This window comes from Paraburkholderia sp. 22098 (assembly GCF_052045935.1).
GTDB classification, from domain to species: Bacteria; Pseudomonadota; Gammaproteobacteria; order Burkholderiales; family Burkholderiaceae; genus Paraburkholderia; species Paraburkholderia caledonica.
This window is the reverse complement of record NZ_JBQEPV010000006.1, coordinates 267,220-292,483: the sequence shown is the minus strand read 5'-3', so window position 1 is coordinate 292,483 and position 25,264 is coordinate 267,220. Positions and strand designations below refer to the sequence as shown.

At 61.4% G+C, this 25,264-nt stretch carries 24 protein-coding genes; 11 read left to right on the top strand and 13 right to left on the bottom strand.

The annotated features are described in order from the left end of the window. Nucleotides 1–56: 56 nt before the first annotated feature. The gene (locus tag ACTJLB_RS15285) at nt 57–1,082 is read right to left on the bottom strand and encodes a TRAP transporter substrate-binding protein (RefSeq protein WP_020068817.1); all 1,026 of its coding nucleotides are present in this window, start codon (nt 1,080–1,082) and stop codon (nt 57–59) included. A gap of 197 nt (nt 1,083–1,279) precedes the next feature. Between ACTJLB_RS15285 and ACTJLB_RS15280 the strand changes: the two genes are divergently transcribed. Together ACTJLB_RS15280 and ACTJLB_RS15275 are read left to right on the top strand one after the other, a co-directional pair. Then, nucleotides 1,280–2,335 carry a LacI family DNA-binding transcriptional regulator gene (locus ACTJLB_RS15280; protein WP_440783749.1) on the top strand — a complete coding sequence of 352 codons (1,056 nt, stop codon included), beginning with the start codon at nt 1,280–1,282 and terminating at the stop codon, nt 2,333–2,335. Between the two features lie 592 nt (nt 2,336–2,927). Then, complete coding sequence (locus tag ACTJLB_RS15275) at nt 2,928–3,401, top strand: Lrp/AsnC family transcriptional regulator (protein WP_027778161.1); 474 nt, start codon at nt 2,928–2,930, stop codon at nt 3,399–3,401. 30 nt (nt 3,402–3,431) lie between these two features. Here ACTJLB_RS15275 and ACTJLB_RS15270 read toward each other — a convergent pair whose 3' ends face one another. The 6 genes from ACTJLB_RS15270 to ACTJLB_RS15245 all read right to left on the bottom strand — a co-directional run bounded on the left by ACTJLB_RS15270 (nt 3,432) and on the right by ACTJLB_RS15245 (nt 10,146). After that, nucleotides 3,432–4,670, bottom strand: coding sequence for a YbfB/YjiJ family MFS transporter (locus ACTJLB_RS15270; RefSeq protein ID WP_440783748.1), 1,239 nt, complete (start codon nt 4,668–4,670; stop codon nt 3,432–3,434). A 170-nt stretch (nt 4,671–4,840) separates the two neighbouring features. Continuing rightward, nucleotides 4,841–5,542, bottom strand: coding sequence for a 4'-phosphopantetheinyl transferase family protein (locus ACTJLB_RS15265; protein ID WP_440783747.1), 702 nt, complete (start codon nt 5,540–5,542; stop codon nt 4,841–4,843). Between the two features lie 68 nt (nt 5,543–5,610). Then, complete coding sequence (locus ACTJLB_RS15260; protein WP_440783746.1) at nt 5,611–6,933, bottom strand: MFS transporter; 1,323 nt, start codon at nt 6,931–6,933, stop codon at nt 5,611–5,613. A gap of 181 nt (nt 6,934–7,114) precedes the next feature. Beyond that, a complete protein-coding gene (locus ACTJLB_RS15255; RefSeq protein ID WP_087753034.1) occupies nt 7,115–7,351 on the bottom strand; it encodes a DUF2783 domain-containing protein in 237 nt (78 codons plus the stop codon). Nucleotides 7,352–7,394: 43 nt separating this feature from the next. Then, nucleotides 7,395–9,113, bottom strand: coding sequence for an FAD-dependent oxidoreductase (locus ACTJLB_RS15250; protein WP_440783745.1), 1,719 nt, complete (start codon nt 9,111–9,113; stop codon nt 7,395–7,397). A gap of 73 nt (nt 9,114–9,186) precedes the next feature. Next, the gene (locus ACTJLB_RS15245) at nt 9,187–10,146 is read right to left on the bottom strand and encodes an MBL fold metallo-hydrolase (protein ID WP_020068808.1); all 960 of its coding nucleotides are present in this window, start codon (nt 10,144–10,146) and stop codon (nt 9,187–9,189) included. Between the two features lie 276 nt (nt 10,147–10,422). Here ACTJLB_RS15245 and ACTJLB_RS15240 point away from each other — a divergent pair, with 276 nt between their 5' ends. Together ACTJLB_RS15240 and ACTJLB_RS15235 are read left to right on the top strand one after the other, a co-directional pair. Then, nucleotides 10,423–11,280: an IclR family transcriptional regulator gene (locus ACTJLB_RS15240; RefSeq protein WP_440783744.1), complete on the top strand. Its 858-nt coding sequence runs from the start codon at nt 10,423–10,425 to the stop codon at nt 11,278–11,280. Continuing rightward, nucleotides 11,277–12,122 carry an IclR family transcriptional regulator gene (locus ACTJLB_RS15235; RefSeq protein WP_408199980.1) on the top strand — a complete coding sequence of 282 codons (846 nt, stop codon included), beginning with the start codon at nt 11,277–11,279 and terminating at the stop codon, nt 12,120–12,122. Before ACTJLB_RS15240 ends, ACTJLB_RS15235 begins: the two co-directional genes overlap by 4 nt. Before the next feature lie 4 nt (nt 12,123–12,126). Here ACTJLB_RS15235 and ACTJLB_RS15230 read toward each other — a convergent pair whose 3' ends face one another. The 3 genes from ACTJLB_RS15230 to ACTJLB_RS15220 all read right to left on the bottom strand — a co-directional run bounded on the left by ACTJLB_RS15230 (nt 12,127) and on the right by ACTJLB_RS15220 (nt 14,934). After that, entirely contained in the window at nt 12,127–12,987 is an 861-nt protein-coding gene (locus tag ACTJLB_RS15230) for a MurR/RpiR family transcriptional regulator (RefSeq protein ID WP_440783743.1), read from the bottom strand. Nucleotides 12,988–13,050: 63 nt separating this feature from the next. Beyond that, a complete protein-coding gene (locus ACTJLB_RS15225; RefSeq protein ID WP_408130400.1) occupies nt 13,051–14,133 on the bottom strand; it encodes an ABC transporter ATP-binding protein in 1,083 nt (360 codons plus the stop codon). A gap of 27 nt (nt 14,134–14,160) precedes the next feature. Beyond that, the gene (locus ACTJLB_RS15220; protein WP_204523237.1) at nt 14,161–14,934 is read right to left on the bottom strand and encodes an SDR family oxidoreductase; all 774 of its coding nucleotides are present in this window, start codon (nt 14,932–14,934) and stop codon (nt 14,161–14,163) included. Nucleotides 14,935–15,267: 333 nt separating this feature from the next. On the opposite strand from ACTJLB_RS15220, the gene ACTJLB_RS15215 reads away from it, so the two are divergent. From ACTJLB_RS15215 to ACTJLB_RS15205, 3 genes are all read left to right on the top strand, one after another. Beyond that, nucleotides 15,268–16,500, top strand: coding sequence for an ABC transporter substrate-binding protein (locus ACTJLB_RS15215; protein ID WP_027778172.1), 1,233 nt, complete (start codon nt 15,268–15,270; stop codon nt 16,498–16,500). Between the two features lie 204 nt (nt 16,501–16,704). Then, nucleotides 16,705–17,595, top strand: coding sequence for a carbohydrate ABC transporter permease (locus ACTJLB_RS15210; RefSeq protein WP_020068801.1), 891 nt, complete (start codon nt 16,705–16,707; stop codon nt 17,593–17,595). Continuing rightward, the gene (locus tag ACTJLB_RS15205) at nt 17,592–18,443 is read left to right on the top strand and encodes a carbohydrate ABC transporter permease (protein WP_020068800.1); all 852 of its coding nucleotides are present in this window, start codon (nt 17,592–17,594) and stop codon (nt 18,441–18,443) included. Before ACTJLB_RS15210 ends, ACTJLB_RS15205 begins: the two co-directional genes overlap by 4 nt. 100 nt (nt 18,444–18,543) lie before the next feature. Here the strand turns inward: ACTJLB_RS15205 and ACTJLB_RS15200 are convergent, their stop codons facing one another. Further along, nucleotides 18,544–18,837, bottom strand: a complete 294-nt coding sequence (locus tag ACTJLB_RS15200; RefSeq protein ID WP_020068799.1) for a DUF1330 domain-containing protein — start codon at nt 18,835–18,837, stop codon at nt 18,544–18,546. Nucleotides 18,838–19,179: 342 nt separating this feature from the next. Between ACTJLB_RS15200 and ACTJLB_RS15195 the strand changes: the two genes are divergently transcribed. After that, entirely contained in the window at nt 19,180–19,968 is a 789-nt protein-coding gene (locus tag ACTJLB_RS15195; RefSeq protein ID WP_440783742.1) for a hypothetical protein, read from the top strand. A 192-nt stretch (nt 19,969–20,160) separates the two neighbouring features. Here the strand turns inward: ACTJLB_RS15195 and ACTJLB_RS15190 are convergent, their stop codons facing one another. After that, nucleotides 20,161–21,474: an MFS transporter gene (locus ACTJLB_RS15190; RefSeq protein ID WP_440783741.1), complete on the bottom strand. Its 1,314-nt coding sequence runs from the start codon at nt 21,472–21,474 to the stop codon at nt 20,161–20,163. Between the two features lie 311 nt (nt 21,475–21,785). Between ACTJLB_RS15190 and ACTJLB_RS15185 the strand changes: the two genes are divergently transcribed. The 3 genes from ACTJLB_RS15185 (at nt 21,786) to ACTJLB_RS15175 (ending at nt 24,729) form a co-directional block, all read left to right on the top strand. After that, nucleotides 21,786–22,676 (top strand): LysR family transcriptional regulator, encoded by an 891-nt coding sequence (locus ACTJLB_RS15185; protein ID WP_440783740.1) that lies wholly within the window; start codon nt 21,786–21,788, stop codon nt 22,674–22,676. Nucleotides 22,677–22,801: 125 nt separating this feature from the next. Next, on the top strand, nt 22,802–23,968 hold the full coding sequence (locus ACTJLB_RS15180; protein WP_440783739.1) for a CaiB/BaiF CoA transferase family protein: 1,167 nt from the start codon (nt 22,802–22,804) through the stop codon (nt 23,966–23,968). Next, the gene (locus ACTJLB_RS15175) at nt 23,965–24,729 is read left to right on the top strand and encodes an enoyl-CoA hydratase (RefSeq protein ID WP_440783738.1); all 765 of its coding nucleotides are present in this window, start codon (nt 23,965–23,967) and stop codon (nt 24,727–24,729) included. The genes ACTJLB_RS15180 and ACTJLB_RS15175 overlap by 4 nt, the downstream gene beginning before the upstream one ends. Nucleotides 24,730–24,785: 56 nt before the next feature. Here ACTJLB_RS15175 and ACTJLB_RS15170 read toward each other — a convergent pair whose 3' ends face one another. Continuing rightward, on the bottom strand, nt 24,786–25,226 hold the full coding sequence (locus tag ACTJLB_RS15170) for a hypothetical protein (RefSeq protein ID WP_020068793.1): 441 nt from the start codon (nt 25,224–25,226) through the stop codon (nt 24,786–24,788). Nucleotides 25,227–25,264 lie beyond the last annotated feature (38 nt).

Sequence of the window (25,264 nt, the reverse complement as noted above, 5' to 3'; positions counted from 1 at the left end):
ATCTCCTCGCGGCGGGGCGCCGCGCGTAGTCCGATGCTTGCCCGCGCGATGTTGCATCAGGCCAGTTTGCCGACCGATTGTTCGAGCAGGTCCCACGCCTGATTACCGAATTTGTCTTTCCATTGCGCGTAGAAACCCGCTTGACGCAACGCCGCGCGAAACGAATCAGGCGCGGGCCGGTTAATCGCAAGACCCTTGCTTTGCAGATCGGCAACGGCCGCGTCGTTGAGCTTGCGTACATCTTCGCGCTGCTTCAACGCGCACTGATTAAACGCATCGCTTGCAATGCCTTGCAGGTCTTTCGGTAGACGCTGCCATGCGCGCGGATTGAGTACAAACCAGTAGCCGTCCCACATGTGATTGGTCAGTGAGCAATACTTCTGCACTTCGTAGAGTTTTGCGACCTGCACGATTGGCAACGGATTTTCTTGCGCATCGACAATATGAGTTTGCAGCGACGAATACACTTCGCTGAACTGCAAACTGGTCGGTGCGGCGCCGAGCCCCTTGAACATGTCGATGCTGAGCGGGCTCACCGGTACACGAATCTTCAGACCGCGCATGTTCTGCGCGCTCGTGATCGGCCCGTTGCTGGTGGTCGTCTGACGAAAGCCGTTGTCCCACATCTTTTCAAACGATTCGAGCCCGGCCTTCTGCATCGCCGCGCGCACATAGGCACCGAGCTTGCCGTCCATTGCGGCCCACACCTGGTTGTAGTCGTTGAACGCAAAGCCGACGGCGTTGATCGCGACTGACGGCGCGAGCGTGGATACGACGAGTGCTGAGGGCGTGAACATTTCAATGCCGCCGCTACGCACCTGCGCGAGCATGTCCGTATCGCCGCCAAGCTGGTTGTTGGGGAATATGCGGATCTCCATGCGCCCCTTCGACGCCTCGCGGATCTGATTGGCCGCCTCCTGCGCGCGAACGTTCAGTGGATGCGTAAGCGGCAGGTTATTGCCGTACTTGAACACGAACTCCGGGCCGGATGCAGCACGCACGATCGCCGGAAATCCGAGCGCGCCGGCCACGGGAGCGGCGGCTGCGGCACGCAGCAATGCGCGTCTCGCGAGGTTGGTCATTTGAGTGTCTCCTTGCTTATAATTGATGTGACTGTCCATCCATCAAAACACATCATCACTTGCTGGCAACGTGCTGACTTCCGATCAGGTGCGTTGAGTCGTCGCGTGACAGCTGCAAGACTAGGCGTGCGCGGCAATCGCTGTCAAACCGCGAACTTGATGGTTTTTGATGGACTTCCAACCTGCGAAGGACGGTTATGCCCGATCCGCTTAACTCTGCCGCCGCTGCGCGTGCCCGCATTCCGGACATCGCGCGCGCTGCGGGCGTCTCCACGGCCACAGTGGATCGCGTGCTCAACAGCCGCGAAGGCGTGCGCGCCGTCACTGCACAACGCGTGTTGCAGGCGGCTGCGCAACTCGGCTATCTGCTCACACAAGAAGGGCCTGCCACGCCCGCCTCCAAACCCATGCGCATCGCGTTTCTGCTGCCCGCCGGCACGAATCGCTATCTGCACATGCTGGGCGACTATATCGACTTCGCGCACGATCAATGGAATGCGCTCGACATGAAGTGCCGCGTCCATTACGTCGAAAGTTTCAACCCTAAAGAACTGGCCGACCGTCTGCTGCATTACGGACAACGCGCGGATGGCGTGGTGTTCATGGCGCTCGAGCACCCTGTGGTGCGCGATGCAGTCAATGCGCTGGCCGACCAGGGCGTGCCCGCGATCACGCTGATTTCCGATCTGTCGAATGCGCGGCGGCTGGCTTACGTGGGTATCGACAATCGTTCAGCGGGACGCACAGCCGCATTGTTGCTCGGGCGTTTCATGGGTCCGCGGCCCAGCGGGAAGATCGCGATGCTGGCGGGCAGCCTCAACTATCGCGGACATGAAGAACGTGAGATCGGTTTTCTTCATTTGATCGAATCCACGTTCCCGCAAGTGCGCGTAATCGGACTACGAGAAGGACAGGACGACAGCGAGCGCAATTATGTGCAGACGCGAAGGCTGCTGGAGCAGCATCCGGACCTCGCCGGCATTTACAACAGTGGCGGCGGATCGGATGGCGTGGCGCGCGCAATCGTCGAAGCGCGCTCGGATCAGAAGATTCTTTTCGTAGGACATGGCCTGACGCCGGACACGCGCGCGTTGCTAATCGACGGAACAATGGATGCATTGATCACACAGACTCCGCAGGCAATGGTGGGAAACTGTTTGCGCATTTTCCGCAACGTGCGCGATAAGCGCGATGCAACGAGCGACGTGAAGCCGGTGCAGTTCAGCATCGTGTTACGCGAGAATTTGCCTTGATTTACGGGGCTTTCGCGCGCGCTCGACGCCCACATGCAGCGATCGGAAATAACCCGGGCACGCGCGATGCTCAATCTCCTTCGTGTTCCAACCTTATACGAAAGGAGATACATCATGCCTTACCTACTTGGCTGGCTTCTCGGTGTTCCGGTAATCGTGCTGGTAATTCTGTACCTCATCTTCCATTGATCTCGTGAGACCTGTCCCGTGGCGCGGCCCTTATGTGGCCGCGCGTTTTCTAATGCGGGTCTAGCTGCGGCTCGCGACGCTCGTCGCCATACGTGCGATACATGCTGTACGTGCGATATGTGCGATACATGCATTCGTGCCAGAGCGAGCATTCGCTGCGATACGGTAGCGTCGCAGTTTCTCTCATGCCGCCTTCGGTAAAGGCAGCGATCACCCATAGCAGCTTGTGGCCGCAAGTGGCCCGTTTGCGTCGAGCCTGATGGTTGTCCCGGGCACGAATGCACCCTGAAAATATACCGGCCACCGTGCTGGATAGGCTTCCGAATACGCCACGCGACGTTGCGCCTCTCGGGACGTTCTTCCGATAGAATCAAGGTTAGACGAACAACCTTCCGGGTCGGCCATGAGCCCCAAAAATCGCGCGCTGGACAATCAGGATCGCAGGATCATGCGCGCATTACAAAAGAACGCGCGCTTAAGCAACGCGGAGCTGGCGGAACTGGTCGGCATGTCGACCACGGCATGCTGGAATCGTACACGTCAACTGGAAAACGAAGGCTACATTCGCGGCTATGTCGCGCTGCTAGATCAGCAGAAGCTCGGCTTCGCCGACATCGTGCTGCTCGAAGTGACGCTCGACCGTCACGACGACGATGCACTCGCGCGCTTCGGCGCCGAGCTCGCGACACTCACCGAAGTTCTCGAAGCGTACCTTGTGTCGGGCGATTACGATTACCTGGTCAAGGTCGCCGTCGATGGCACCGCAGGTTATGAGCGCTTCTTGCGCGAGAAGCTATATAAGATCGCGGGCATTCGTCATAGCCGCTCGATGTTTGCGCTGCGCTGCATGAAGAGCATTCCGTCCGTGCAGGTATAAGGCGACACCGCTCCCGGTCAATACACGCATTCAATTCCGACGCAGCGGTCTTTGACATGCGGCGAGCACAGCGCCGCCCGCCAGCAACAGCGCGGAATAGATGAGGCCGCGAGCGAGACCTGCTCCGTCGGACACCCAGCCGATAACCATCGGCCCAACGATCTGCCCAAATGCAAAGACGATCGTGAATGCGCTGATGCCTTTTGCCCAGTGGCTAGTCGGCAGGTTGTGGCGCACGAACGCCGTCGTCGATGCGACGGCGGACAGGAACGTCGCGCCGAACAGCGCGCCCGATACGAACGCGATCCACGGTTGCGTGAATAGCGCGGGCAACAGCGTCGCGACCGCAAGCAACGCATTGAGCACGGCGAGCGCCTGACCGCCGCGCATGCGGTCGAGCAGCCCTGACCACAGGCGCGCGGAAAGCACCGTCGCGACGCCGAGCAACAGATAAAAACCCGTGACGACAGTGGCGCTCATGCCCGCGTTGCGCAACAACGCGACAATGAACGTCATGTAGCCGATATAGCCGACGCCGAACAGCGCATAGCCGCCGAGCGCACGAGCGAAACGCGGCCAGCGCGGGGCGTCGTCTGTATTGCCCAAGTGCGCCGGTGCCGTTGCCGCCACCGCGTGCACGCCCTCGATCTTGCGCGCCGCGCCGATGGCGGCCACGCTGAATGCCGCGCATGCGGCAGCCAACGCAAACCAGGCAAACTGCCAGCCGTGCGCACGGTTGAGAATGGTCAACGGCACCAGTACGGACGAAGCGACAATGCCCCATCCCGTGCCCCCGTAATACAAGCCCAGAACGAGGCCCGCATCGCGCGGACTCGCCGACGCAAGCCGCGCGGCGAGCACGCCACCGCTAATGAAAACCGCAGCGCTGCTCGCGCCAGTGATCACGCGCAGCACAAGCAGCGAATTAGTGTCGGCAAGCAGGCCGCTGGCCGCCATGAGAAACGCGGTGGCTACGCAGCCGGCCACGAACAGTTTGTCTGCCTGCCAGCGACGCGCGAGTCGCGGAAACGCCAGCGCTCCGAGCAGATAGCCGAGCGCATTCGCAGTGTTCATTGCCCCGGCTTCGGCGAAGGTCCAGCCGAGGTCCAGTTTCATCGACGGTAATAGCAGCGCGTAGGCGAAGCGCGCGAGGCCCAGCGCAATTGCGCTCCCCAGCGACAACGCGGCAGCCAGCATCAACATAGGGAGGCGCTGCGCCGCGTGGTCGGCTATGGGAGGTGCGGCAGCGTCGGACGGATGTGTCGGCATGGCCTAGTGTGGATGGAGAAGCATTGCCGCTAAGCGGTTCTGGTGCCCGGCTTTGTCGCGCTTTGTCATCATATCGGGAGGCGGGGTGCGGGGCTGACAGTTAGTTGCATTGAGTTGCATTGTGATGCGCGGCAACGCACGTGCTGACAGTCCGCGTGTTACTGCGCAAGCTACGGCATCGACGCCGACAGCGACCACGCAACGCAAGCGGCATAGCCATGCGGCGCCTCTATCCATTGCGCGGAGATCTCACGCATGTCGTGCGCGATGGCGTTACGCAACATCACGCGATTGCCTTCGCGCGGCAGTACGGCGAGATGCTGCAAGCCTCGCGTGATGCCGACGCCCGTTGTTTTGACGAGCGCTTCCTTCGCCGTCCATGCGTCGTAGAACGCGGTCATCTGTTCGGAAGGATCGAGGCGCTCGATCCACGCCGCTTCATCTGGGTCGAGCGTCAGCGTCATGATGGAACGCCAGTCAAATCTGTCGCTGTGCTGTTCGATATCGACACCGACGCGCCGAACATTCGACATCGCGATCAAAGCAAAGCCTCCCGCATGGGACACATTGAAATCGGGCGCTGTCGAATCCGCGAGCCGTGGCCGCCGGTTTGCGTCCAGTGCGAAGCGCACAGCGTGAGCTTCGACGCCCATGCGTTGCGCGAGCAACTCGCGCAACGCCGCGCGCGTTGAGGCGAAGCGCAGCCCGTCGTCACGCTGGCGGAAGTTGTGCGCTCGTTCGCGCTCGTCGTGACTGAGGCACGCGAAACGTGCGGCATCGAGCGACATGTCGAAACGCAGATCGATCCGCCACAACGAAACGTCGGGCGGCCCTTGATGCTGGAGTGGAAGCGGTTCGATGGTGTCAGACATCGGAAGAACTGAGCGCAGTGGAATTACCGCGACTCTACATGATGATTCCCCTTCTGCACGGCGGGATTTCACGCGCTCTTTGCTTCTTTCGGCACGCCGATTAACAGCGCGACACCGCTCGCGAACAGCAATACCGTCAATATATAAAGCGCGCTATCCATGCTGCCGGTGTGCGCCTTGATCAGCCCGATCACCCACGGGCTGACAATGCCGCTCGTAATACCGATGCTGCTAATCAACGCTATGCCGCCCGCCGCCGCAGCGCCTGATAGGTAACTCGACGGCACGGTCCAGAAGATTGGCAACGCAGAGAAGATCAACAATGTTGCGAGCGACAGAATCGCGAGCATCGCCGGAAAACTGCTTAAATGCAGCGTCAAAAGAGACAGCGCGATGCCCCCGCCAATCGTGCATACCGCGAAATGCCGGCGACGCTCTGCGCGCCGGTCGGAATGACGCGCGATCAGCACGAGACCAACCGCACCGATTGCATTCGGAATGACGCTGTAAAGACTGATTGCGAGAACATCGCGAATGCCGAAGTCGCGAATCATCAACGGCATCCAGAAACTGAGCGTCAACGACGCACACGTCAGCGAAAAATAGATGAACGCAAACAGGTAGACGCGCGGATTGCGCAAAGCCTGCATGAACGAGTGTGATGAATGCGACGATGCGGTGCGGTTCTCATCGCGTTCGGCGATCAGTTGCGCTTTCTCGCCCGCAGTAAGCCATTTTGCGTGCTGCGGTCCGTCGACGAGATAAAACGCGGCGACGAGCCCCAACACTACGGCCGGCGCTCCTTCAATCGCGAACATCCACTGCCAGCCGTACAGACCCAACACGCCGCCCATATCGCGCATGATCCAGCCCGACACCAGGCCGCCGAGCACGCCCGCAACCGCAACGCCCGCGAAGAAAACCGACAGCACGGCCGCGCGTCGGCGCGCCGGATACCAATAGGTCAAATAAAGTACGATGCCCGGAAAAAAGCCGGCTTCGAAGACGCCAAGCATGAAGCGCAGCAGATAGAAGTGCGCGGGCGTCGACACCATCATCATGCCAACCGACGCCACGCCCCACAGCAGCATGATCCGCGTGAACGTGCGGCGTGCGCCGAATCGCGAAAGCAGGAGATTGCTGGGCACTTCGAACAGCACATAGCCGATATAGAACACGGCTGCGCCGAGACCGTACATGGCGTCGCTGAAACCAAGGTCGTGCTTCATCTGCAATTGCGCGAAGCCAATGTTGATTCGATCCAGGAACGACACGACATAACAGAGAAACAGAAACGGCACGATACGCAGCGATACTTTGCGATACAGCAGATCGTCGTGCGCGGCAGTGCTTGAACTCGGGTCGAGCGCGCGGGCAAGTGATTGACTCATCGGTTATCTCCAAACATGAGGCGTGAAGGGTCCTACGGACCCACGGGTCCGGTGTCTTGATGCACCGCGTTGTTGTCTGCTGAAGTGGCGGCGTGCGAATGCGCGGAACCGCCCTACTGTCGCGATGAAGTCCGCGCGACCCAGGGAGCCGGGCGCGCGTTCACGCTACATGCAGCGTGGATCACGCTGCCAGTGGATGAATTTCGCCGCCTTGTGTCGCTGGATCAGCCACGCCTTCGCGTGCGAGACGGATCGCTTCGAGCAGCGTCGCGTGATCGCCGATATGGTTGGCTAGCAGCAGAATGAGTTGCGCATTGGCGGACTGACTGCGCGCGTCGTCGAGGTCGCGATGCATGTCGATCAACGCCTCGTAGAAATCGTCCGGACGCGCGAGATTCGGTTGCGTGTTCAGTGCCATGTCGTGTCTCCAGATTCTATTTATCGCTACGCCTGCGGTGGTTTCAGGCCGTACCTTCCACGCACAACGCGCGTTTCAGCGCGTTCTCCACCGCGCTCGCGTCGAGTCGCCGCCAACGAGCGCATACATGCTGGTCCGGCCGGATCAGATAGAACGTGCCAGGTTGCGCGTCGTAGCGCGCGCTCGCCACGCCTTCCACGTCGCGCACGATCTTCGCGTGCGCTATCGCGGGCGCCGGCGCTTCGCCACGCACGACCACAACGAGTTTCATAGGAATAGCGCCTGTGAGAAGGCTATTCAACGCGGCTTCGGTTTGCGCGTCGATGCCATCTTCGCCACAGAACAGCACGCCGGTGAATTGCTGACCAAGATGAGCGAGCAGCCATGCCGGTTCGCGCGCCGCCTGCACTGGCGCATCCACACAGGCAGCACCCGGGACCATCGCCCCCTCGAAGCTGTTGCTATCCGGCGTATTCAGCGGCGAGCCGCTCAGCACCGCGGGCACCGACAGGCGGCCACTGTTCGCCAGCTGCCGCGCAAACGGATGGTGGCGTGCGAGCTTCAGCACAGCGTCGCGGAACACGCGGCTCACCGGGCTCTTCGGGGTGATGAAATCGGTGGAACGTGTCGAGTTGCGGATGTTTTCGTCGGCGGCAAATTCGCGTTCGCTTGCATACGTGTCGAGCAACGCATCCGACGCCTTGCCTTCGAGCACCATCGCCAGTTTCCATGCGAGGTTCTCCGCGTCCTGCACGCCGCTATTGGCGCCGCGTGCGCCAAACGGCGACACGCCATGTGCGGAATCGCCCGCGAACAGCACGTTGCCGTGCCGGAAGCGCTCCATGCGCAAACACGAAAACGTATAGACGCTGACCCATTCCAGTTCGAACTTTGCATCCGGTCCGAGCAACGCGCGCACACGCGGAATGACGCGCTCCGGCGTTTTTTCCAGCACCGGATCGGCGTCCCATCCAAGCTGGAAATCGATTCGCCACACGTTGTCCGGCTGACGGTGCAGCAGCACCGATTGATTCGGATGAAACGGCGGATCGAACCAGAACCAGCGCTCGGTCGGAAAGTCCGCTTCCATTTTCACGTCGGCGATCAGGAACCGGTCTTTGAACGTGACGCCTTTGCTATCGAGTCCCATCAAATTGCGAATCGGACTACGCGAGCCATCGGCGGCGACCACGTAGCGGCCGCGCAAAGCGTACTGACCGTCGGACGTGTCGACGGTCAACGTCACGGTTGCGTCGCACGTTCCCGGCGTTCCGCTTTGCTCCACACCGACGACTTTGCTTTTCCAGCGAATCTCGATGTTCGGCATTTGCTGCGCGCGTTCGAGCAGAAAGCCTTCGACGTAATACTGCTGCAAGTTGATGAACGCGGGCCGATGGTGGCCCGCTTCCGGCTGCAGATTGAACGAATAGACGAGTTCGTTTTTGAGGAACACTTTGCCGACATTCCAGCTGATGCCCTTGTCCACCATTCGCTGACCGCATCCGAGGCGATCGAAAATATCGAGCGAGCGCTTCGAGAAGCAGATCGCGCGCGAGCCCGTGGACAACGAACAGTCGTCGTCTACAAGTACGACCGGCACGCCCTGCTGCGCGAGGTCGATCGCCGTGGCGAGGCCCACCGGGCCCGCGCCAACCACGATCACCGGGTAGGCCGGCTGCTCCGCGCCGCTGTGCATGTCTTGCGCGCTCTGTTCGCGGCACGGCCGGTATTCGAACGAAAGCCTCTGGTAGTCGATGCTCATCTTGTGTCTCCGTCCTTCTCCGCTTGGCTCTGCTGTGCTTCCCTGCTTTTATTCGCTTCTATTCGTATGCAGATCAGGCTTGCAGTGCGTCCCACATTTCCTTGTCGCGTTGCGCAGTCCAGACGCGCGGATGTGTGATGCCGCTCGCTTCATCGAAAGCACGCGAGACGTCGAACGGCAAGCAATGTTCGTAGATGAACACGTGCCCGAACTTCGGGTCCATTGCTTTACGCGTGTGCGCCATCGCGGCTTTCAGATCGAGCTTCTGTGCGACGGCTTCGCGACCTTGCTGCAACAGCGTGGTGACGAAATCCTTCGTGTAATCGAGGCCCTTGTTAACATCTTCCGGCGTGGTCAGCGCTGGGCCGCGGCCCGGCACCAGCTTCTCCGCATTGAGCGCACGCAGTGCTTCGAGTGTGGCGGGCCACTGTTCGAGCTGGGCGTCGCCGCAATAGCAAGCCGCGTCGTATTCAACGAGATCGCCTGAAAACAGCACCTTCTGCGACGGCAGCCACACCACCGTGTCGCCCTTCGTGTGACCCGCGCCGAGATGCGCGATGCGGACTTCGAGCTTGCCGAGGAACAGCGTCATTTCCTTTTCGAACACGAGCGTCGGCCACGTCAGGCCCGGCACGGTTTCGACGCCGGCAAAGAGACGCGGGAAGCGCTCGATCTCCGACTTCATGTCCGCTTCGCCACGCTCGACGATCATCTCGTACGTGCCGCGACTCGCAATCACTTCCTGCGCGCCTTCCTTGAAATACGCCGACGCGCCGAGCACGCGCACCGCGTGATAGTGCGAAAGCACGACGTATTTGATGGGTTTGTCGGTCACGCTGCGAATCTTCGCAATGAGGTCTTGCGCCATGGCCGGCGTGGCGGTGGTGTCGACGATCAGCACGCCGTCGTCGCCAATGATCACGCCGGAATTCGGATCGCCTTCCGCCGTGTACGCATAGGCGTTCTCGGACAACTGCGTCCACGTGACTTTCTTGACTTCCAGATCGGCCTGAGATGCGAATGCCTTTGCCATGCTTGTCTCCCTCAAAAGTTGGACGTGAGGCGAGACGGCCGGCGGCGCGCCTTGGCGCGAACTGACGGTATTGGAGGTTGTCTCGCCCCGTTTTTGACTCTATGACTGCGCCGGTGTATCGGGGTGAATGCATCTTATGGCGGCGTTAGTTTATTTGTCAATAGCGAAATCTATCGCTATACGCAAATTATCGAACGTCTAACATGATGGTGTGAACAGGCAGGGTTTGCAGCCGGGCTTCGGTTAACATGGACGCTTTTTCGGACGAACACGGGCGTGGGCAAAGCAGCGAAACCATCTGCGAGCGAAGGCTCGGGCGGCAGCCAGACGACAGACAGCGGCAAGACGCAGCGCGGCATTCAGAGCGTCGAAGTCAGCGGCCGGGTGCTGCTCGCGCTGGCACGGGCGCGCGCGCCGTTGGCACTGTCGGACCTCTCCACCGCCGCCGAGCTCGCGCCGGGGCAGGCGCACGCGTATCTGGTCAGCTTGAGCCGCCTTGGCCTCATCAAGCGGGATGAACTCTCAGGCCGCTACGAGCCCGGTCCGTTGTCGTTGCGCCTGGGGCTCTTGCATCTGGAGAATCAACCGGCATTTCGCGCCGCCGTGCCGCGCGTGGCCGCGTTGGCCGAAGCAATCGGATTTAGCGTCGCGATCTGCATTGCGGGGCCGCAGGGGCCGACCATTGTCCGCTACGAACATGCGGGGTTTCCATTGCATGTGAATCTGCATGTGGGCACGGTCATGTCGCTGCCGGCCACGTCCACGGGACGCGTGTTTTCCGCCTATCTGCCGCGCGAGACGCTCGACACGATGTGGGCGAATCAGTCGGGCGCTGCGCCGGGCATGTCCACCAAACCGGGCGAAGACGCCGCTTTTCAGGCGGCGGTAGACAAGATTCGCGCGCGCGGCTTGGAGTGCAGCGTCGACGCGCCGAGTCCGGGCATCAGCAGCCTGAGCGCGCCAGTGTTCGATCCGGACGGTCATTTAACCTTGGCGTTGACGGTGATCGGCTCGACCGGCGCAATCGACGCGACCGTCGATGGCCCCATCGCTCGCGCGTTGCTCGCAACGGCTCGCGACATCGGCGGTGAACTCGCCGCCGGATCTTCCCTGCTTGCATCGACCGCACCGTGACCGCGCCTACCGACACGTCTTCTCTACCGCCCGCTTCCGCCGATGCGAAGCCGCAGCGCGGCATCCAGTCGCTCGACAGCACCGGCGAGTTGCTGGCGGCACTCGTCGCCGCCGCGCGGCCGTTGACGCTGCGCGATCTCGCCGCCGCGGCCGGGATGCCGCCGGCGAAAGCGTTCCCGCATCTGGTGAGTCTGCTGAAAATCGGCTTGCTGAGCCGCGACGCGTCCGGCTGTTTCGCCGCGGGGCCGCTGGCGCTGGAACTCGGTTTGATCGGCCTGCAGCGACTCTCGCCCACGCGCGAGGCGGAGCCGGAAGTGGTCGAACTCGCGGCATCGACGGCCATGAGCGTCGCGATGGCGGTGCTCGGGCCGCTTGGACCGACAGTCGTGCGGCTGGAAGAATCGGCGCGCCCGTTGCATGTGAGCCTGCGAGTGGGCACGGTGATGTCGCTGGTGAATACGGCGATCGGCCGCGTGTTCGCCGCCTATGTAGCGGACGACGTGCGTGCTGGTCTGCTCGCGCAGGATCATTTGCGGCTGGCGGGCTCGAACGCTGCCGATGCGCTAGCGGACAAGCACGGAGCAAAGCTGAAGGAAGCGTACCGGGAGCGTCTCGCGCAAGTTCGCGCGGGCGGCATGGACAGTGCGCTGAGCCGGCCGGTGCCCGGCATCGACACATTGGCCGCGCCTGTGTTCGACCACACCGGCAGCATCTGCCTCGTGCTCGCGTTGATGGGACCCAGCGGCAGTTTCGACAGCGACGCGACGGGCGAACCCGCGCAAACGCTGTGCGCGGCGACGTTGAGGTTGTCGCGGAGATTTGGGTGGATGGGAGCGGGGTGAGCGCCTAATCGCCGGTCTGCGGCTCATGCGACGACAGCCTCGCCTTCGCATGCCGCATCTTCTCCAGCGTCTTCGGCCCGGCTTTGAGCGCGACGCCGATTGCCAGCGCGTCCATGATGCAAAGATGCACGAGCCGCGAGACGCCGGGCGTATTCGGATCGATCGGGCTCGGCACGCGCAGCAGCAGCGGTATATCCGCGAGCCACGCGAGGCGCGAGCCGACGTTGGTGAGCGCGATTGTGGTCGCGCCGCGCTCTTTCGCGATCTGGATGCTTTCGTTCACTTCCGTGCTGCGTCCGGAATGCGAAATGGCAAAGGCGACGTCGCCCGGCTCCATCATGCCCGCATACAGGCGCTGCAAGTGACCGTCGGTAAAAGCCGTGGCGGCGATGTCGAGGCGCAGGAAGCGCAACGCCGCGTCTTGCGCGACCAGCCCCGAACCCGAGCCGACGCCGAAGAAGAACACGCGCCGTGCGCTCGATAGCGCTCCAATCGCGCTTTCGACCACCGCAGGATCCAGCGCGCCGCGCGCATGCGTGATGCCATCGACGGCGGCTTCGCCCACTTTGTCCATCAAGGTCTGCACGTCGTCGTCGCGCGCGATTGCCGCCGACGCATACGGCAAGCCGCCCGCCACACTCTGCGCCAACTGCATCTTGAAGTCGCGCAGACCGCGCGCGCCGATCGCACGGCAAAACCGCGTGACAGAGGGCTCCGACACGTCCGCTCGCTGCGCAAGTTCAGTGATGCTCGCACGCATCGCGAAGTCGACGTCGCTCAGCACCATGTCCGCGACCTTGCGTTCGGCTGGCCGCAAATTGGCGAGTGCGCTGCGGATGTGGGGAATCAAGTTCGGTGCGGACACCCGGTGTTCCTTAAGGGTTAAATGAATCCGCGTGGGTCGCAGCTTCGATCGGCAACACGCGGCTCAGACCAGTCTGCGCCCACTCTCCGTATCGAACAGGTGAATATGTGCGGCCGGCAAGCGCAGCGTGACGCGCTCACCAGGCTCGACCTTCGAACGTTGACGTGTCGTCACACACCACGTGTCGCCGCCTATCTTCCCGTACAGATGCGTTTCGGCGCCAGTCGGCTCCACGACTTCGACTTGCATTGTCACGTCGGGTGTCTGCGTAATTGTCTCGATGTGTTCGGGCCGCACGCCCAGCGTGATCTTTGCGCCGACCGCCGCCGAAGCAGGCGCGCCTTCGAGCACGATCTCGCCGCCGTCCGCGAGTTTCAATGCGAGTCCCGAACCTTGCGTGCGGTTCACGAGAACGCCTTCGGCAAAGTTCATCGACGGAGAGCCGAGAAAACTTGCGACGAACAGATTCGCGGGGTGATCGTAAAGCTCCAACGGACGCCCGATCTGTTCGATCCGCCCGGCGTTCATCACGACGATGCGATCGGCCATGGTCATGGCCTCGATCTGATCGTGCGTCACGTAAATCACCGTGTTTTTCAGGCGCTGATGCAATGCCTTGATCTCCGTGCGCATTTGCACGCGCAGCTTCGCGTCGAGATTGGACAACGGTTCGTCGAACAGAAACAGCGACGGCTCGCGCACCACCGCGCGGCCCATCGCGACGCGCTGGCGCTGACCGCCCGACAACGCACGCGGCAGGCGATCGAGATAGCCGCCCAGATTGAGCATCTTCGCGGCAGCCTCGATTCGCGGCTTGAAATTGGCCGGCGACTCCTTGCGGATTCGCGGGCCAAAAGCGATGTTTTCGTACACCGACAAATGCGGATACAGCGCGTAGCTCTGGAACACCATCGAGATATTGCGCTGCTGCGGTGCGAGATTATTCGCGCGCGTGCCGCCGATCATCAGGTCACCGCCGCTGATCTCCTCGAGGCCCGCGACCATCCGCATCAACGTGCTCTTGCCGCAGCCCGACGGACCCACGAGCACGACGAACTCGCCGTCGTCGATATGAAGGTCGATGCCGTGCACGACCTGCGTGTCGCCATAGCGTTTGAAGATGCCGCTCAGTTGCACTGCTGCCATGCTTTCCTCATCGTCTTGCGGTTTCTATCAAAGCGATTCGAGCGTCAACTCTTGAGCCATCAGACGGTTGCCGGCCATCAATCCGCCGTCTACAGGCAACGCTACACCGGTGATCACACGCGCCATTGGCGAAGCGAGAAAGAGCACGGCGTCGGCGATATCGTCGGGCGTTGCGAAGTCGCGCAACGGGTACCACTTCTTCAGATCTTCGAAGACCTGCGGATTCTTGTCGACGCGCGCCTGCCATGCCTGCGTCTTCACGGTGCCGGGACAGACGATGTTCGCGCGAATCCCGTAACGGCCCAATTCCACAGCAAGAGCCTTTGTGTAACTGATGAGCCCGGCTTTTGCCGCGCTATACGCGGGATGTCCGAGCGCCGCCAAACCGTTCACGGAACCGATCAGCACTAGCGCTCCGCTCTTGCGTTCGATCATCGACGAACGCACGGCCTCGACAGTGTGATAGGTGCCGTTCAGGTTCAGGTGAATGTCGCGCTGCCAGCTCGCGGCATCGGTCGTGGCCAGCGTCAGACCTTCGGCTGCGCCCGCATTGGCGACGAGCACATCCACCGGTCCGCGTTTTTCCACGGCGGATGCAACGGCTTGCTGCACCGCGGCCGCGTCGCCGAGATCGACCGCTATCGGGCTGACCTGCGTTTCGCCGAGTTGCTTCGTCAAGCGCTCCAGCGCCGCCGCATCGATGTCGAGCGCGAGGACCGTGTCGCCCTGCTCGACGAAACGCTTGCACAACACGCTGCCGATGCCGCCGCAAGCGCCCGTCACCAACACCACACGATTCATGTCCGCCTCGCTTTTCACGCTTGCCGCGTCTATCTAAATCGTCTGTAAATTTATTACAGCATGGAAGCCGCGTCGCACTTCGTCATCCCGAATATTGGGTTTTCGCACTGCATGCAGCGCGCAGAATATGCCTTGCCTACAGGCATCTTATGCACAAAACCATCGCGAACGAAATATCGCAGACCCTACGTGACAATGCATTTTTAGCCGTGTAGGATTTTTTCAAACAATTCAACCACAGCGGCCGGCGACGGCAGCGGACCATCCCACCAATCGTTGATGGGACCTTGGTAAGCGCTAATGCACTCACTAAGGTCGACACAGGAGAGAGAAATGTCGTTGCATGCCCGTGCTTCCCTCGCGCTCGGCAAAGTTGCCGTGGCGCTCGCGTTTGCAGGTATTGCCGTGGCGGCTCACGCCGACACGGTTCGCGTGACCGTCGCGCACTACAGCGATGCAACCGCGCCGTACTTCGAAAAGATGGCTCGCAACTTCGAGAAAGCCAATCCCGGCACCACCATCAAGATCGAAGACGTAAACTGGGACACGCTGCAACAGAAACTCCAGACGGATATTTCCGGCAACGCGAACGCCGATCTCGCGATCGTGGGCACGCGCTGGCTGCTCGACTTCGTGAAGGACGACGTGGCGGAGCCGCTCGACGGCTACATGGATGCAAGCTTCAAAGGCCGCTTCATTGGTCCGTTCCTCGCGCCGGGCGAGATCAACGGCAAGGTCTATGGTCTGCCGATTGCGGCTTCCGCACGAGCGCTCTACTACAACAAGGATCTGCTTGCGAAAGTCGGCTATCCCGACGGCCCTAAAACATGGAACGACGTAATCGAAGCGTCGAAGAAGCTGAAGGCGCAAGGTATTGCCGGCTTCGGCCTGCAGGGCAAAGAAATCGAAACGGACGTCTACTTTTACTATGCACTGTGGACGAACGGCGGCGAAGTAATCGGCAAGGACAACAAGGCGGCGTTCAACTCGCCCGCGGGCATCAAGGCCGCGACGCTCTACAAGTCGATGATCGATCAGGGGCTGACACAGCCTGGCGTCACCGGCTATAGCCGTGAAGACGTGCAGAACCTCTTCAAGCAGGGCCGCGTTGCGATGATGATCTCCGCACCGTTCCTCGCTAAACAGATCAAGAAGGAAGCGCCGAACCTGAAGTACGGTATCGATCCGATTCCGATGGGCACCACTCACGCCACCTACGCGGTCACGGACTCGATCGTGATGTTCAAAAACTCGAAGGTGAAGAAATCCGCATGGAAGTTCCTCGACTATCTGTTCACGAAGGAACCGCGTGTCGAGTTCACGACGACCGAGGGCTTCCTGCCGACCACCAAGGCTGAATCGTCGGACCCGGCGTTCAACGATCCGGATACCAAAGCATTCGTCGCACTGCTGCCCACGGCCCGCTTCGCGCCGACCGTGACAGGTTGGGAAGACACCGCGAAGGCCGTGACCGACGCAATGCAGTCGATCTATCTGGGTAAAGCCAAGCCCGCTGACGCGTTGAATGCGGCGGCCACGCAAGCCAACAAGTCGCTCGGTCATTGAGCGGCGCTACGCGGTGAGGTTGCGGTAATTCGTTGTACACGGGACGCACGCCGCGCGGCTGCAATAGCAGCCGGATAGAAACGCGCGGCGCGCATTCCGACCATCATGCTGGCCGTAATCGACTGTCATCGACCGTTATCGACTATCCGGCCCATTCCGTCGCGCCCGCTCCGTTGTGTAGGCGCGTCTCACGATCGAGCACGTATGAGCCGTTCCGCGTCTTCACGCCTGCAAGCGCCCTGGTTGCTGATTGCGCCGAGCCTCGTGCTGGCGCTTTTTATCATCAGCTATCCGATTTTCAACATTGTCTGGCAATCGCTGCATGAGGTGTCGCGCTTCGGCGCCATTCGCGATTTCACGGGCCTGCAGAACTTTTACACGATCTTCGGCGATCCCGCGTTTCTCGCGGCAGCGAGGCGCACGATAGTCTGGACCGTGTTTGTAGTAGGCGGCACGGTGCTGATTTCCGTGCCCGTTGCGCTCGTGCTGAATCAGGATTTCTATGGACGCGGCGTCGCGCGAACGATCGTCATGCTGCCGTGGTCTGTCTCGTTGACGATGACCGCCGTTGTGTGGCGCTGGGCCTTCAACGACGACTACGGCATGGTCAACGTCACGCTTCAGCGCCTCGGCCTGATCGGCGGACCGATTCACTGGCTCGCGACGCCCGAGTTCGCTTTTCCGGTAGAGATCGCGGTCGGCATTCTCGTATCCATCCCGTTTACTGTGACGATTCTGCTCGGCGGATTGTCATCGGTGCCAGGCGACATCTACGAAGCGGCGCGCATCGACGGCGCCAGCGCATGGCAGCAGTTTCGCAAGCTGACGCTGCCGCTGCTGCGGCCCTTCATCAATATGACCATCTTGTTGAACGTCATTTATGTGTTCAACTCGTTTCCGATTATCTGGGTCATGACGCAAGGCGGACCCGACAACAGCACGCATATTCTCGTCACGTATCTGTATGAACTGGGCTTCAGGCTCGGACGTCCAGGCGAGGCCGCGGCCGTTTCGCTCATCATGCTGGTCATGCTGTTCGTTTTCTCGATGGCGTATCTGCGCTTGCAGCCCGCGAAAGAAGGAGAACCGTCATGACGCTCAGCGCAAAAGCGAAACGCTCGTTGTGGTGCTGGCTCGCATTGTCGCCGCTCGTGGTGGTCGTGCTGTTCCCGTTCGCCGTCATGCTCTTCACCGCATTGAAGCCTGCTTCGGAGATCTTCGTATATCCGGCGCGCTGGCTGCCGGTGCATTGGCAATGGAGCAATTTCGTCGATATGTGGCAAGCCGCGAATTTTGGCGTGGCGTTGCGCAATAGCACGGTAATCAGCTTGCTTTCGACGCTGCTCGCGCTCGCAGTGAGCTTGCCGGCGGCTTACGCATTGGCGCGGTTCCCGTTTCGCGGACGCGGAACGTATCGCCAGTTCCTGCTCGTCACGCAAATGCTGTCGCCTATTCTGCTGGTGGTCGGCCTGTTCAGGCTCGCGGCCATGATTCCTTATGGCGACGGCAATCTCGTCGATTCGAAAATCGGCGTGATCGTTTCTTATGCCGCGTTCAATATTGCATTCGCTGTGTGGATGCTGTCGTCGTATTTCCAAACGGTGCCGCGCGATCTCGAAGAATCAGCGTGGCTCGAAGGATGCGGTCGCACGAAGGCCGTTTTCAAGGTGTTTCTACCGCTTGCCGTGCCCGCCATCGTCGTCACGGCGATCTTCACGTTTATCAACGCCTGGAACGAGTTCGCGGTGGTGTACACGCTGATCCGCTCGCCGGAGAACAAGACGCTCACCGTGCAGGTGACCGATATGGTCGCCGGCAAGTACGTGGTGGAATGGCATCTCGTGATGGCCGCTACGCTTTGCGCGACGTTGCCTGTGTCGATCGTGTTCGCGTGGTTGCAGCGGTATCTGGTGAAAGGGCTGGCGTTGGGCGCGGTGAAATAGGTCTTTGCGGACCGCGCTGTTGTGCCCTGCCCCAAGTGCAGTCACGGCGGTCGAGGTGTCGGCCGCCATAAACAGCACTATTTAGCGCACTCTCAGCGAATTACTCGGCGCCGCGGACGATCCGCAGATCGCGCTCCACCGCATCGCCCAAAGCCGCGAGCGCCTTCTTGTAGTCGTCGCGGTCGTACGCGGCGACTGCGTCTTCATACGACGGGAACTCGATCACCACCGTCCGCTCCTTCAGGCCCTGCTCGTGAACTTCGTCCGCGACACCGCGCACGAGGAACTTGCCGCCGGCAGCGGCGACGGCGGGGCCCGCCAACTGACCGTAGGCAGCCAGCTTCGACGGGTCTTTGATCTTGCGATACGTGGTTACCCAATACCCCTTGCTCATTTGACGCTCCTTCTACGTGTTGGCGATGAGTCGAGCAGCGTAACAGAGAATGCCCAGGGCGCCTCTAACGCCCCGATGTGTTGCGGGTTCTCCGGAAAACCAGCAAAGCGCCGGTAGTCGCCTCTACAAATAGCGCCACACTTCAAAAAAAGATGGCCCGAAACGTTGAATAACGGCGGGTGACAAATAGCCGACTTCTCTAGAAACTCTTCGTACGATCCACGTAATGCGTCGACGCCTGGCCGCTCCTGCATGATTTGCAACCGAGTGCGTCACGGTGAGGCAACGAGTCGTCGTTTATCATGGACCTTACACTGCCTTGAATGAAGCTTCAGTTTAGATATGACGAATACCGGCAAGACGTTGATTATCGGTCTGGTGCTAGCGGACCTGGTGGTCTGCGGCTATTTATTTTATCCGCGTGAGGACAGGAAGTCGGCGCCTCCAGCCGAGGCGGCCTTGACCGCGCCAGACACGACCGAGTCGCGCTCCTACGGCGAAAGCCATGTGATCGCAGGCAGTATCGCGCGTCCTGGTTCGCCGGACGCTAATGCGAACGCGAGCGCTAAATCCAATAGCGGCACGATTGTGAGTGGCGGCGATGTGCGGGCGCCCGCACCGGCCGCACCTATGCCGACGACGCCTGCAGCCACGGCGGCACCTGCTGCCACAGTGGCGAATATCCCAGCGGCGGAGATGCAACCTCAAGCACAAGTCGCCCAGCCCGTACAACCGCAGGCGCAGCAGACGCAGGTGCAGCAGACGCAGGTGCAACCTCAACCTCAATCGCAGCCTCAACAGCAACCGCAGCCTCAGCGCTACAGCGCCAGATCTAAGGCCACGCAGCATGCGGACGACGCGCGGAGCCATGAAGATCTGCGTCGCCATGGTTCCAGCGACGTCGGCGCCTTGATGACGGAGTTGCTCGTCCGCGAATCCGCGAAGCTCGATCCGTCGTTGCCACCGCCGCCCGCGTCTCCGACACCGCCGCCGTCGTCCGTGACGGATCGGGAGCCGATCAATCGGCGCAACTCGAATCCTGTCGCGGCTGCAATGACCGATCAGCTGGTCAAGGAGTCGGCTCGGGTGACGCCCGCTTCAGGCGCTCAGAGGCAACCGGGCACGCAATAGCCACCGACTGCTCGAGCGGATGGCCGCCTGGGCTGCGCCAGCAATCTCGATGTTCGGGCGCGCATCTTCATGTGAAACGGCATCCGGCGGTTTTCTCGCTGGATGCCGTCGACGCTACCTGGTGGCTGCTCAGTCTCCCGACGTTCGGCCTGTCATTCCCCGCAAGACAGCCCCTTTCTCGAGCCATCTCGTTCACGCAGCCTCGTCCTCCAGAATCGGTTCGCGAGCCATGAACCAGTAGAACAGTGCCGCGCATCCGGCAATGGCGCCGCCCGAGATGAAGGCAAGCGCATAGGAACCGGTACGGTCCACGATGAACCCAGCGACGACCGGCGAGAACGCACCGCCAAAATATCCGCCGAAGTTCTGGATCGAACTGACAGACGCGATCATCGACGACGGCGCAATGTCCGCCGCCAGCGCCCACGCCGAACCGACCACGGCCGCAATGAATGCGAGCCCGACGGTGAACAATGCGAGGGTAACGTTCAACGCGTGAGTGAACGGCAACGCAATTGCACACACGGCGGCGCCCACCGCGCAGCACGCAATCAATAACCGTTTCGCGGCAATCGGCGACGCGAATCCACGGTCCGCCATCTTCTTCGCAAGATAACCGACCGCGATCTCGCCGAGGGCGCCGCCCGCCCAGGGAATGCCCGCATACACGCCAAGCTGCGCGAACGAAATATGGAACCGGTCGAGCAGATAGAGCGGCAAGAACACGAGGAAGATATTCCACAGCCAGATCGTGCAGAAGTAGCCGAGAATCATGCCCCACACGCTGCGTCGCGCGAACAGCGACCGCCACCGCAGCTTTGAATTGACGAGCGACCGTTCGTGACCGCCGCCACCTGCTTCGATGTATTCGAGCTCGTCTTTGGAGAGACGCTTACTGTCCATCGGGTTGCGATACAACATCAGGAACAGCAGCGCAAACGCAATGCCGAAAGCGCCCGTCACGTGAAAGAGCGAGCGCCAGCCGAACGCGACCATCAGCGCGACGAGCATGGCCGGCGCGATGGCCGGTCCCCACTTTGAAGACGAATCCCATACGCCCGTCGCAAAGCCGCGCTCTTTCGCCGGAAACCACGCGGCAGTGATCTTCGCCGACGTCGGCCAGCACGGCGCCTCGCCCACCGCGAGCAACGCGCGCATCACGATGAGTCCGGAGATCGAACCGACCACGCCGGTGAGCCACGTCGCGACGCTCCACCAGATCATGGCGAACGCATAAGCGCGTTTCGCGCCGAAGCGGTCGATCACCCAGCCCGCCGGCAATTGCATCACCGCATACGTCCACGCAAAAACGCTGCCTAGCAGGCCGATCTGCGTGCGCGTCAGGCCGAGTTCCTGAATCATGCCCGGCGCTGCAATGGAAAGACTCGCGCGGTCCATGTAGTTGATAATCCCGCCGATCAGCAACCAGATGAGCACATGCCAACGAAAGTTGAACCGGGCGGGACGCACTGCGGCGGCCGTGAGCGAACTGGTGGGCTTGTCCAAAACGTGTCTCCGTCAAGATGGCCGTTGAAGACCATTCGTCGTTGTCGGTATGCATGTGCGGTGCAGCGTGGCGCTGTACTTGTATGCACATGCTGAATGACAAGTGTACGGACGCAAACGCGAGAGCTCCAATGTCGAAACGGTATGTGGCGATAGCGTTTTCGTTATCGTTACCGTCAGAACACCATGGTCGATGCGGCGATCGGTGCGCGGCGTTCATCCGGCGCACCGGTTCCGGATGCCGCCTGTCGCGGCACACTAAACTATCGGGCGACGCGCGCCCATCCTCGTTCGACACAAGTGGAGACAAAGTGAAATTCGACACGACAACCGTCCGGCTGATGCTGACCATTGCGGAAGAAGGCAGCATCTCGCGCGCTGCCGACAAGCTGAGCCTGGCAGTCGCGGCAGCGTCGCGACGCGTGTCGGACCTGGAGGATCAACTTGGCGCGAAGCTCTTCAGGCGCGTGCCGCACGGCGTGGAGATCACCGAGTCAGGCGCGAAGTTGCTGGCGTATGTCCGGCAGATCGACAACCTGATCGACCGCATGGAAGGCGACGCACAGGCGCTCAATCATGGGCTCGACGGACGCATCATCATCGGCGCGCCGAAAGCGGTTGTCATCCAGTTCCTCGCCCGTGAAATCGCCGCGATCCAGCGCAAGTACCCTCGGATCGCGCTGAAAATCGTCGAGGAAAACAGCAAGATCGTGCAGCAACTGCTGCGCGACAAAGTGATCGACGTGGGCATCTACGAGAAGAAAAGCGGCTTCCTGGATCTGGACAAGTTCGCGTACAGGGAGGATCGGCTCGTGCTGGTTTATAGCCGCGCACATTTCACATTCGAGCGGGAGCCCGTGGGCGTGGACGACATTCTCGACCTTCCCATTGTGAGTCTGGGCAAAGGCTCGGCGGTGCTGTCCGCGGTCGAGCGCGCATATCGCAGCCGCGGGCGGCTGTTCCCGAACAACTTCACGGTGAACGGCTTCGACACGATGCTCGCCATGGTGCGCCACGGTCTCGGCGTCGGCTTGATGCCGCCCGATGTTCTACAGAGCTTCCATCCCGAGGATTCGCTCGCTTCGGTCGAGCTCGACGCAGACTGGTCCCGGCGTAGCTACGTGTTGTCCTGCGTCGAAGGACACGCTCAGGAGCAAACGCTGCGCAACGTCGTGGCTCAATTGCTGGAGGGCGGCGCCTAGCCAAACAACGGGCGAAGGTTTCGCGAACCGCGAAACCAGCCATGACGCGGCGATTCTTGCGGCGGCCGTCGCACTCGGCGACAGTGGAGCTACAACACACCACTTATCCGAGGAGGAAGCTCGACATGACGCAATCTGCGCATCTCCCACTGCAAGGCATTCGCGTGCTGGACGTGAGTCAGGTCATGGCGGGCCCGTTCGCCTGCATGATGCTCGCCGACCTCGGCGCGGATGTCATCAAGGTCGAACCGCCAGAAGGCGATCAGACCCGCGGTTCAATGGGCTTCAAGATGAAGGGCCCCGACAGCATGGGCTTTCTTAATCTCAACCGCAACAAACGCTCCGTCACGCTCGACCTGAAGAGCGACGAGGGGCGCGAGCTGTTTTATAAGCTTGCCAAAACGGCCGATGTGATCGTGGAGAATTATCGCCCCGGCGTCGTGCAGCGTTTGCGCATCGACTACGAGTCGATCAAGGCGATCAACCCGAAGATCGTCTACGCGAGCATCTCAGGCTTCGGGCAAAGCGGGCCCTGGGCGTCGCGGCCCGGCTTCGATCTGATGGCGCAAGCCATGTCCGGTGTGATGAGTGTGACGGGCTACAAAGGCGGCAAGCCTGTCAAGGCGGGCGTGCCGGTGGCCGATGTTGGCTGCGCGATGTTTGCAGTGTACGGTCTCCTGTCGGCTTATATCGGTGCGCAGAAGACCGGGCAAGGCCAGCATATCGACGCGTCGCTGTTCGATTCGATCATGGCCTTCTCGATCTGGGACATGTCCGACTACTGGGGCACGGGCGTGCCGCCGACGCCGCTCGGCACGAGCAACAAGATGAGCGCGCCTTATCAGGCGGTGAAGGCCCGGGACGGTTACTTCGTCATGGGCGCGACGAACCAGAAACTGTGGACCAAGCTGTGCCGCGTGCTGGAGCGGCCCGATCTGATCGATCATACCGATTACGCCAACGTGTCGCTGCGTCTGAAAAATCGCGAGGCGATGATCGAAGTGCTGGAGCAGGAATTCGGCAAACGCGACAGCAACGAATGGGTCGACATATTGCTCGCTGCGGGCATACCAGCCGGTCCCATTCTTTCGTATCCCGAAGCGTTTGAAAGCGACCACGCCCGGCATCGCCACATGTGCATGGAAATCGATCATCCGAACGAGGGCAAGGTCAAGAACATCGGCTTCCCCGTCAAGCTGCTCGGCACGCCGCCGACCGTGCGCCGCCATCCGCCGCTGCTCGGTGAACATAACGACGAGATCTTTGCGGAGATCAACGGAGCCGCATCATGAGCGAACTGGTCAGCCTGAGCGTCGACCCTTCGGGCGCGGCGGAGATCCTGATCGACAGACCCGAGCGGCACAACGCGATGACGCTCGACATGTACGAGTCGCTACTCGCACTCGTCGCGCAGTGCGAAGCGGATAGCAGCGTGCGCTGCATTCTGTTGCGGGGGGCCGGCGGCAAGTCTTTTATCTCCGGCACGGACATCGGCTATTTCACGGGCTTCCGCGATGGTCGCGACGGCGTTGCATACGAAGCGTTCGTCGAGCGCGTGATCGGCACGGTCGAGCGAATTGCGAAGCCGACCATCGCGGTGATAGACGGCTGGGCCGTGGGTGGCGGTCTGGCGCTTGCCACGGCCTGCGATTTCTGTGTTTGCAGCGACGCATCGCGCTTTGGTGCGCCGATTGCCAAGACGCTGTCCAATACGCTTTCATCGCGCAACATCGCGCGGCTCCAGGCGGCGTTGGGCGCGCCGCGCGTCAAAAAAATGCTGCTGCTCGCCGACTATCTGACGGCCGACGAAGCGCTGGCCTGCGGATACGTCTATCAGGTCTGCGCGCCTGGCCTGTTGCAGGAAGCGGCGCGTACGCTCGCAGAGCGGTTGATGGCGCTCTCGCCCGTCACGCAGAAAGCCGTGAAGGAGAGCTTGCGCCGCATCGTAGTCGAAAAACGACTCGACGATGACGACCTGATCGAAGAAGTGTATGGCAGCGCCGGCTTCAAGGAAGCGGTGCTCGCGTTTACGTCGGGATCTTCGAAGGCGTAAGTGTCCGGGCCGCACGTGTATTGCCGGTGCGGTCCCGAAGCACTCAGGCGTACCGCTTAGTCGTAATGCCGATGCTTATGATGCTTCTTGCCCGAGCGGTAATCGCGCGAGTAGTCGTCGGCATACGAGTTCGAGCGCGAGATATTGCCGCCGAGCGCGGAGCCCGCGCCGCCGCCTAGCGCCGCGCCGATCAGGCCGCCGCCACGTCCGCCCATGGCGTTGCCGGCCGCGGTGCCCGCACCGCCGCCCAGCGCGCCGCCTACGATGGCGCCCGTGCGCTCGCGGCGGTTCGACGTCACCGCGCCGCCCGCGCCGCCGCCCACGGCGCCGCCGATCACAGCGCCCGTGCTGCCGCCGACCGCGCCGCCCAGTGCCGCACCCGCTACGCCGCCGAGCGCGCCGCCAAGCGCATTGTTCATATCGCCGGCCACAGCCGACAACGACGCCGCGCTCGTGAGCGCTGCAACAGCCACAATTTTCAGGATTCGCTTCGACATAAGAGGTCTTTGGTTTTTATGAGACGGCGCGAGTATAA

Bases quoted from the DNA above. Each gene is read 5' to 3' on its own strand.
- ACTJLB_RS15200 (WP_020068799.1), bottom strand. From the start codon at position 18,837: ATGAGCAAGGGGTATTGGGTAACCACGTATCGCAAGATCAAAGACCCG.
- ACTJLB_RS15215 (WP_027778172.1), top strand. From the start codon at position 15,268: ATGTCGTTGCATGCCCGTGCTTCCCTCGCGCTCGGCAAAGTTGCCGTG.
- ACTJLB_RS15210 (WP_020068801.1), top strand. From the start codon at position 16,705: ATGAGCCGTTCCGCGTCTTCACGCCTGCAAGCGCCCTGGTTGCTGATT.
- ACTJLB_RS15170 (WP_020068793.1), bottom strand. From the start codon at position 25,226: ATGTCGAAGCGAATCCTGAAAATTGTGGCTGTTGCAGCGCTCACGAGC.
- ACTJLB_RS15180 (WP_440783739.1), top strand. From the start codon at position 22,802: ATGACGCAATCTGCGCATCTCCCACTGCAAGGCATTCGCGTGCTGGAC.
- ACTJLB_RS15205 (WP_020068800.1), top strand. From the start codon at position 17,592: ATGACGCTCAGCGCAAAAGCGAAACGCTCGTTGTGGTGCTGGCTCGCA.
- ACTJLB_RS15275 (WP_027778161.1), top strand. From the start codon at position 2,928: ATGAGCCCCAAAAATCGCGCGCTGGACAATCAGGATCGCAGGATCATG.
- ACTJLB_RS15195 (WP_440783742.1), top strand. From the start codon at position 19,180: ATGACGAATACCGGCAAGACGTTGATTATCGGTCTGGTGCTAGCGGAC.
- ACTJLB_RS15270 (WP_440783748.1), bottom strand. From the start codon at position 4,670: ATGCCGACACATCCGTCCGACGCTGCCGCACCTCCCATAGCCGACCAC.
- ACTJLB_RS15250 (WP_440783745.1), bottom strand. From the start codon at position 9,113: ATGAGCATCGACTACCAGAGGCTTTCGTTCGAATACCGGCCGTGCCGC.
- ACTJLB_RS15265 (WP_440783747.1), bottom strand. From the start codon at position 5,542: ATGTCTGACACCATCGAACCGCTTCCACTCCAGCATCAAGGGCCGCCC.
- ACTJLB_RS15255 (WP_087753034.1), bottom strand. From the start codon at position 7,351: ATGGCACTGAACACGCAACCGAATCTCGCGCGTCCGGACGATTTCTAC.
- ACTJLB_RS15260 (WP_440783746.1), bottom strand. From the start codon at position 6,933: ATGAGTCAATCACTTGCCCGCGCGCTCGACCCGAGTTCAAGCACTGCC.
- ACTJLB_RS15175 (WP_440783738.1), top strand. From the start codon at position 23,965: ATGAGCGAACTGGTCAGCCTGAGCGTCGACCCTTCGGGCGCGGCGGAG.
- ACTJLB_RS15280 (WP_440783749.1), top strand. From the start codon at position 1,280: ATGCCCGATCCGCTTAACTCTGCCGCCGCTGCGCGTGCCCGCATTCCG.
- ACTJLB_RS15220 (WP_204523237.1), bottom strand. From the start codon at position 14,934: ATGAATCGTGTGGTGTTGGTGACGGGCGCTTGCGGCGGCATCGGCAGC.
- ACTJLB_RS15285 (WP_020068817.1), bottom strand. From the start codon at position 1,082: ATGACCAACCTCGCGAGACGCGCATTGCTGCGTGCCGCAGCCGCCGCT.
- ACTJLB_RS15245 (WP_020068808.1), bottom strand. From the start codon at position 10,146: ATGGCAAAGGCATTCGCATCTCAGGCCGATCTGGAAGTCAAGAAAGTC.
- ACTJLB_RS15225 (WP_408130400.1), bottom strand. From the start codon at position 14,133: ATGGCAGCAGTGCAACTGAGCGGCATCTTCAAACGCTATGGCGACACG.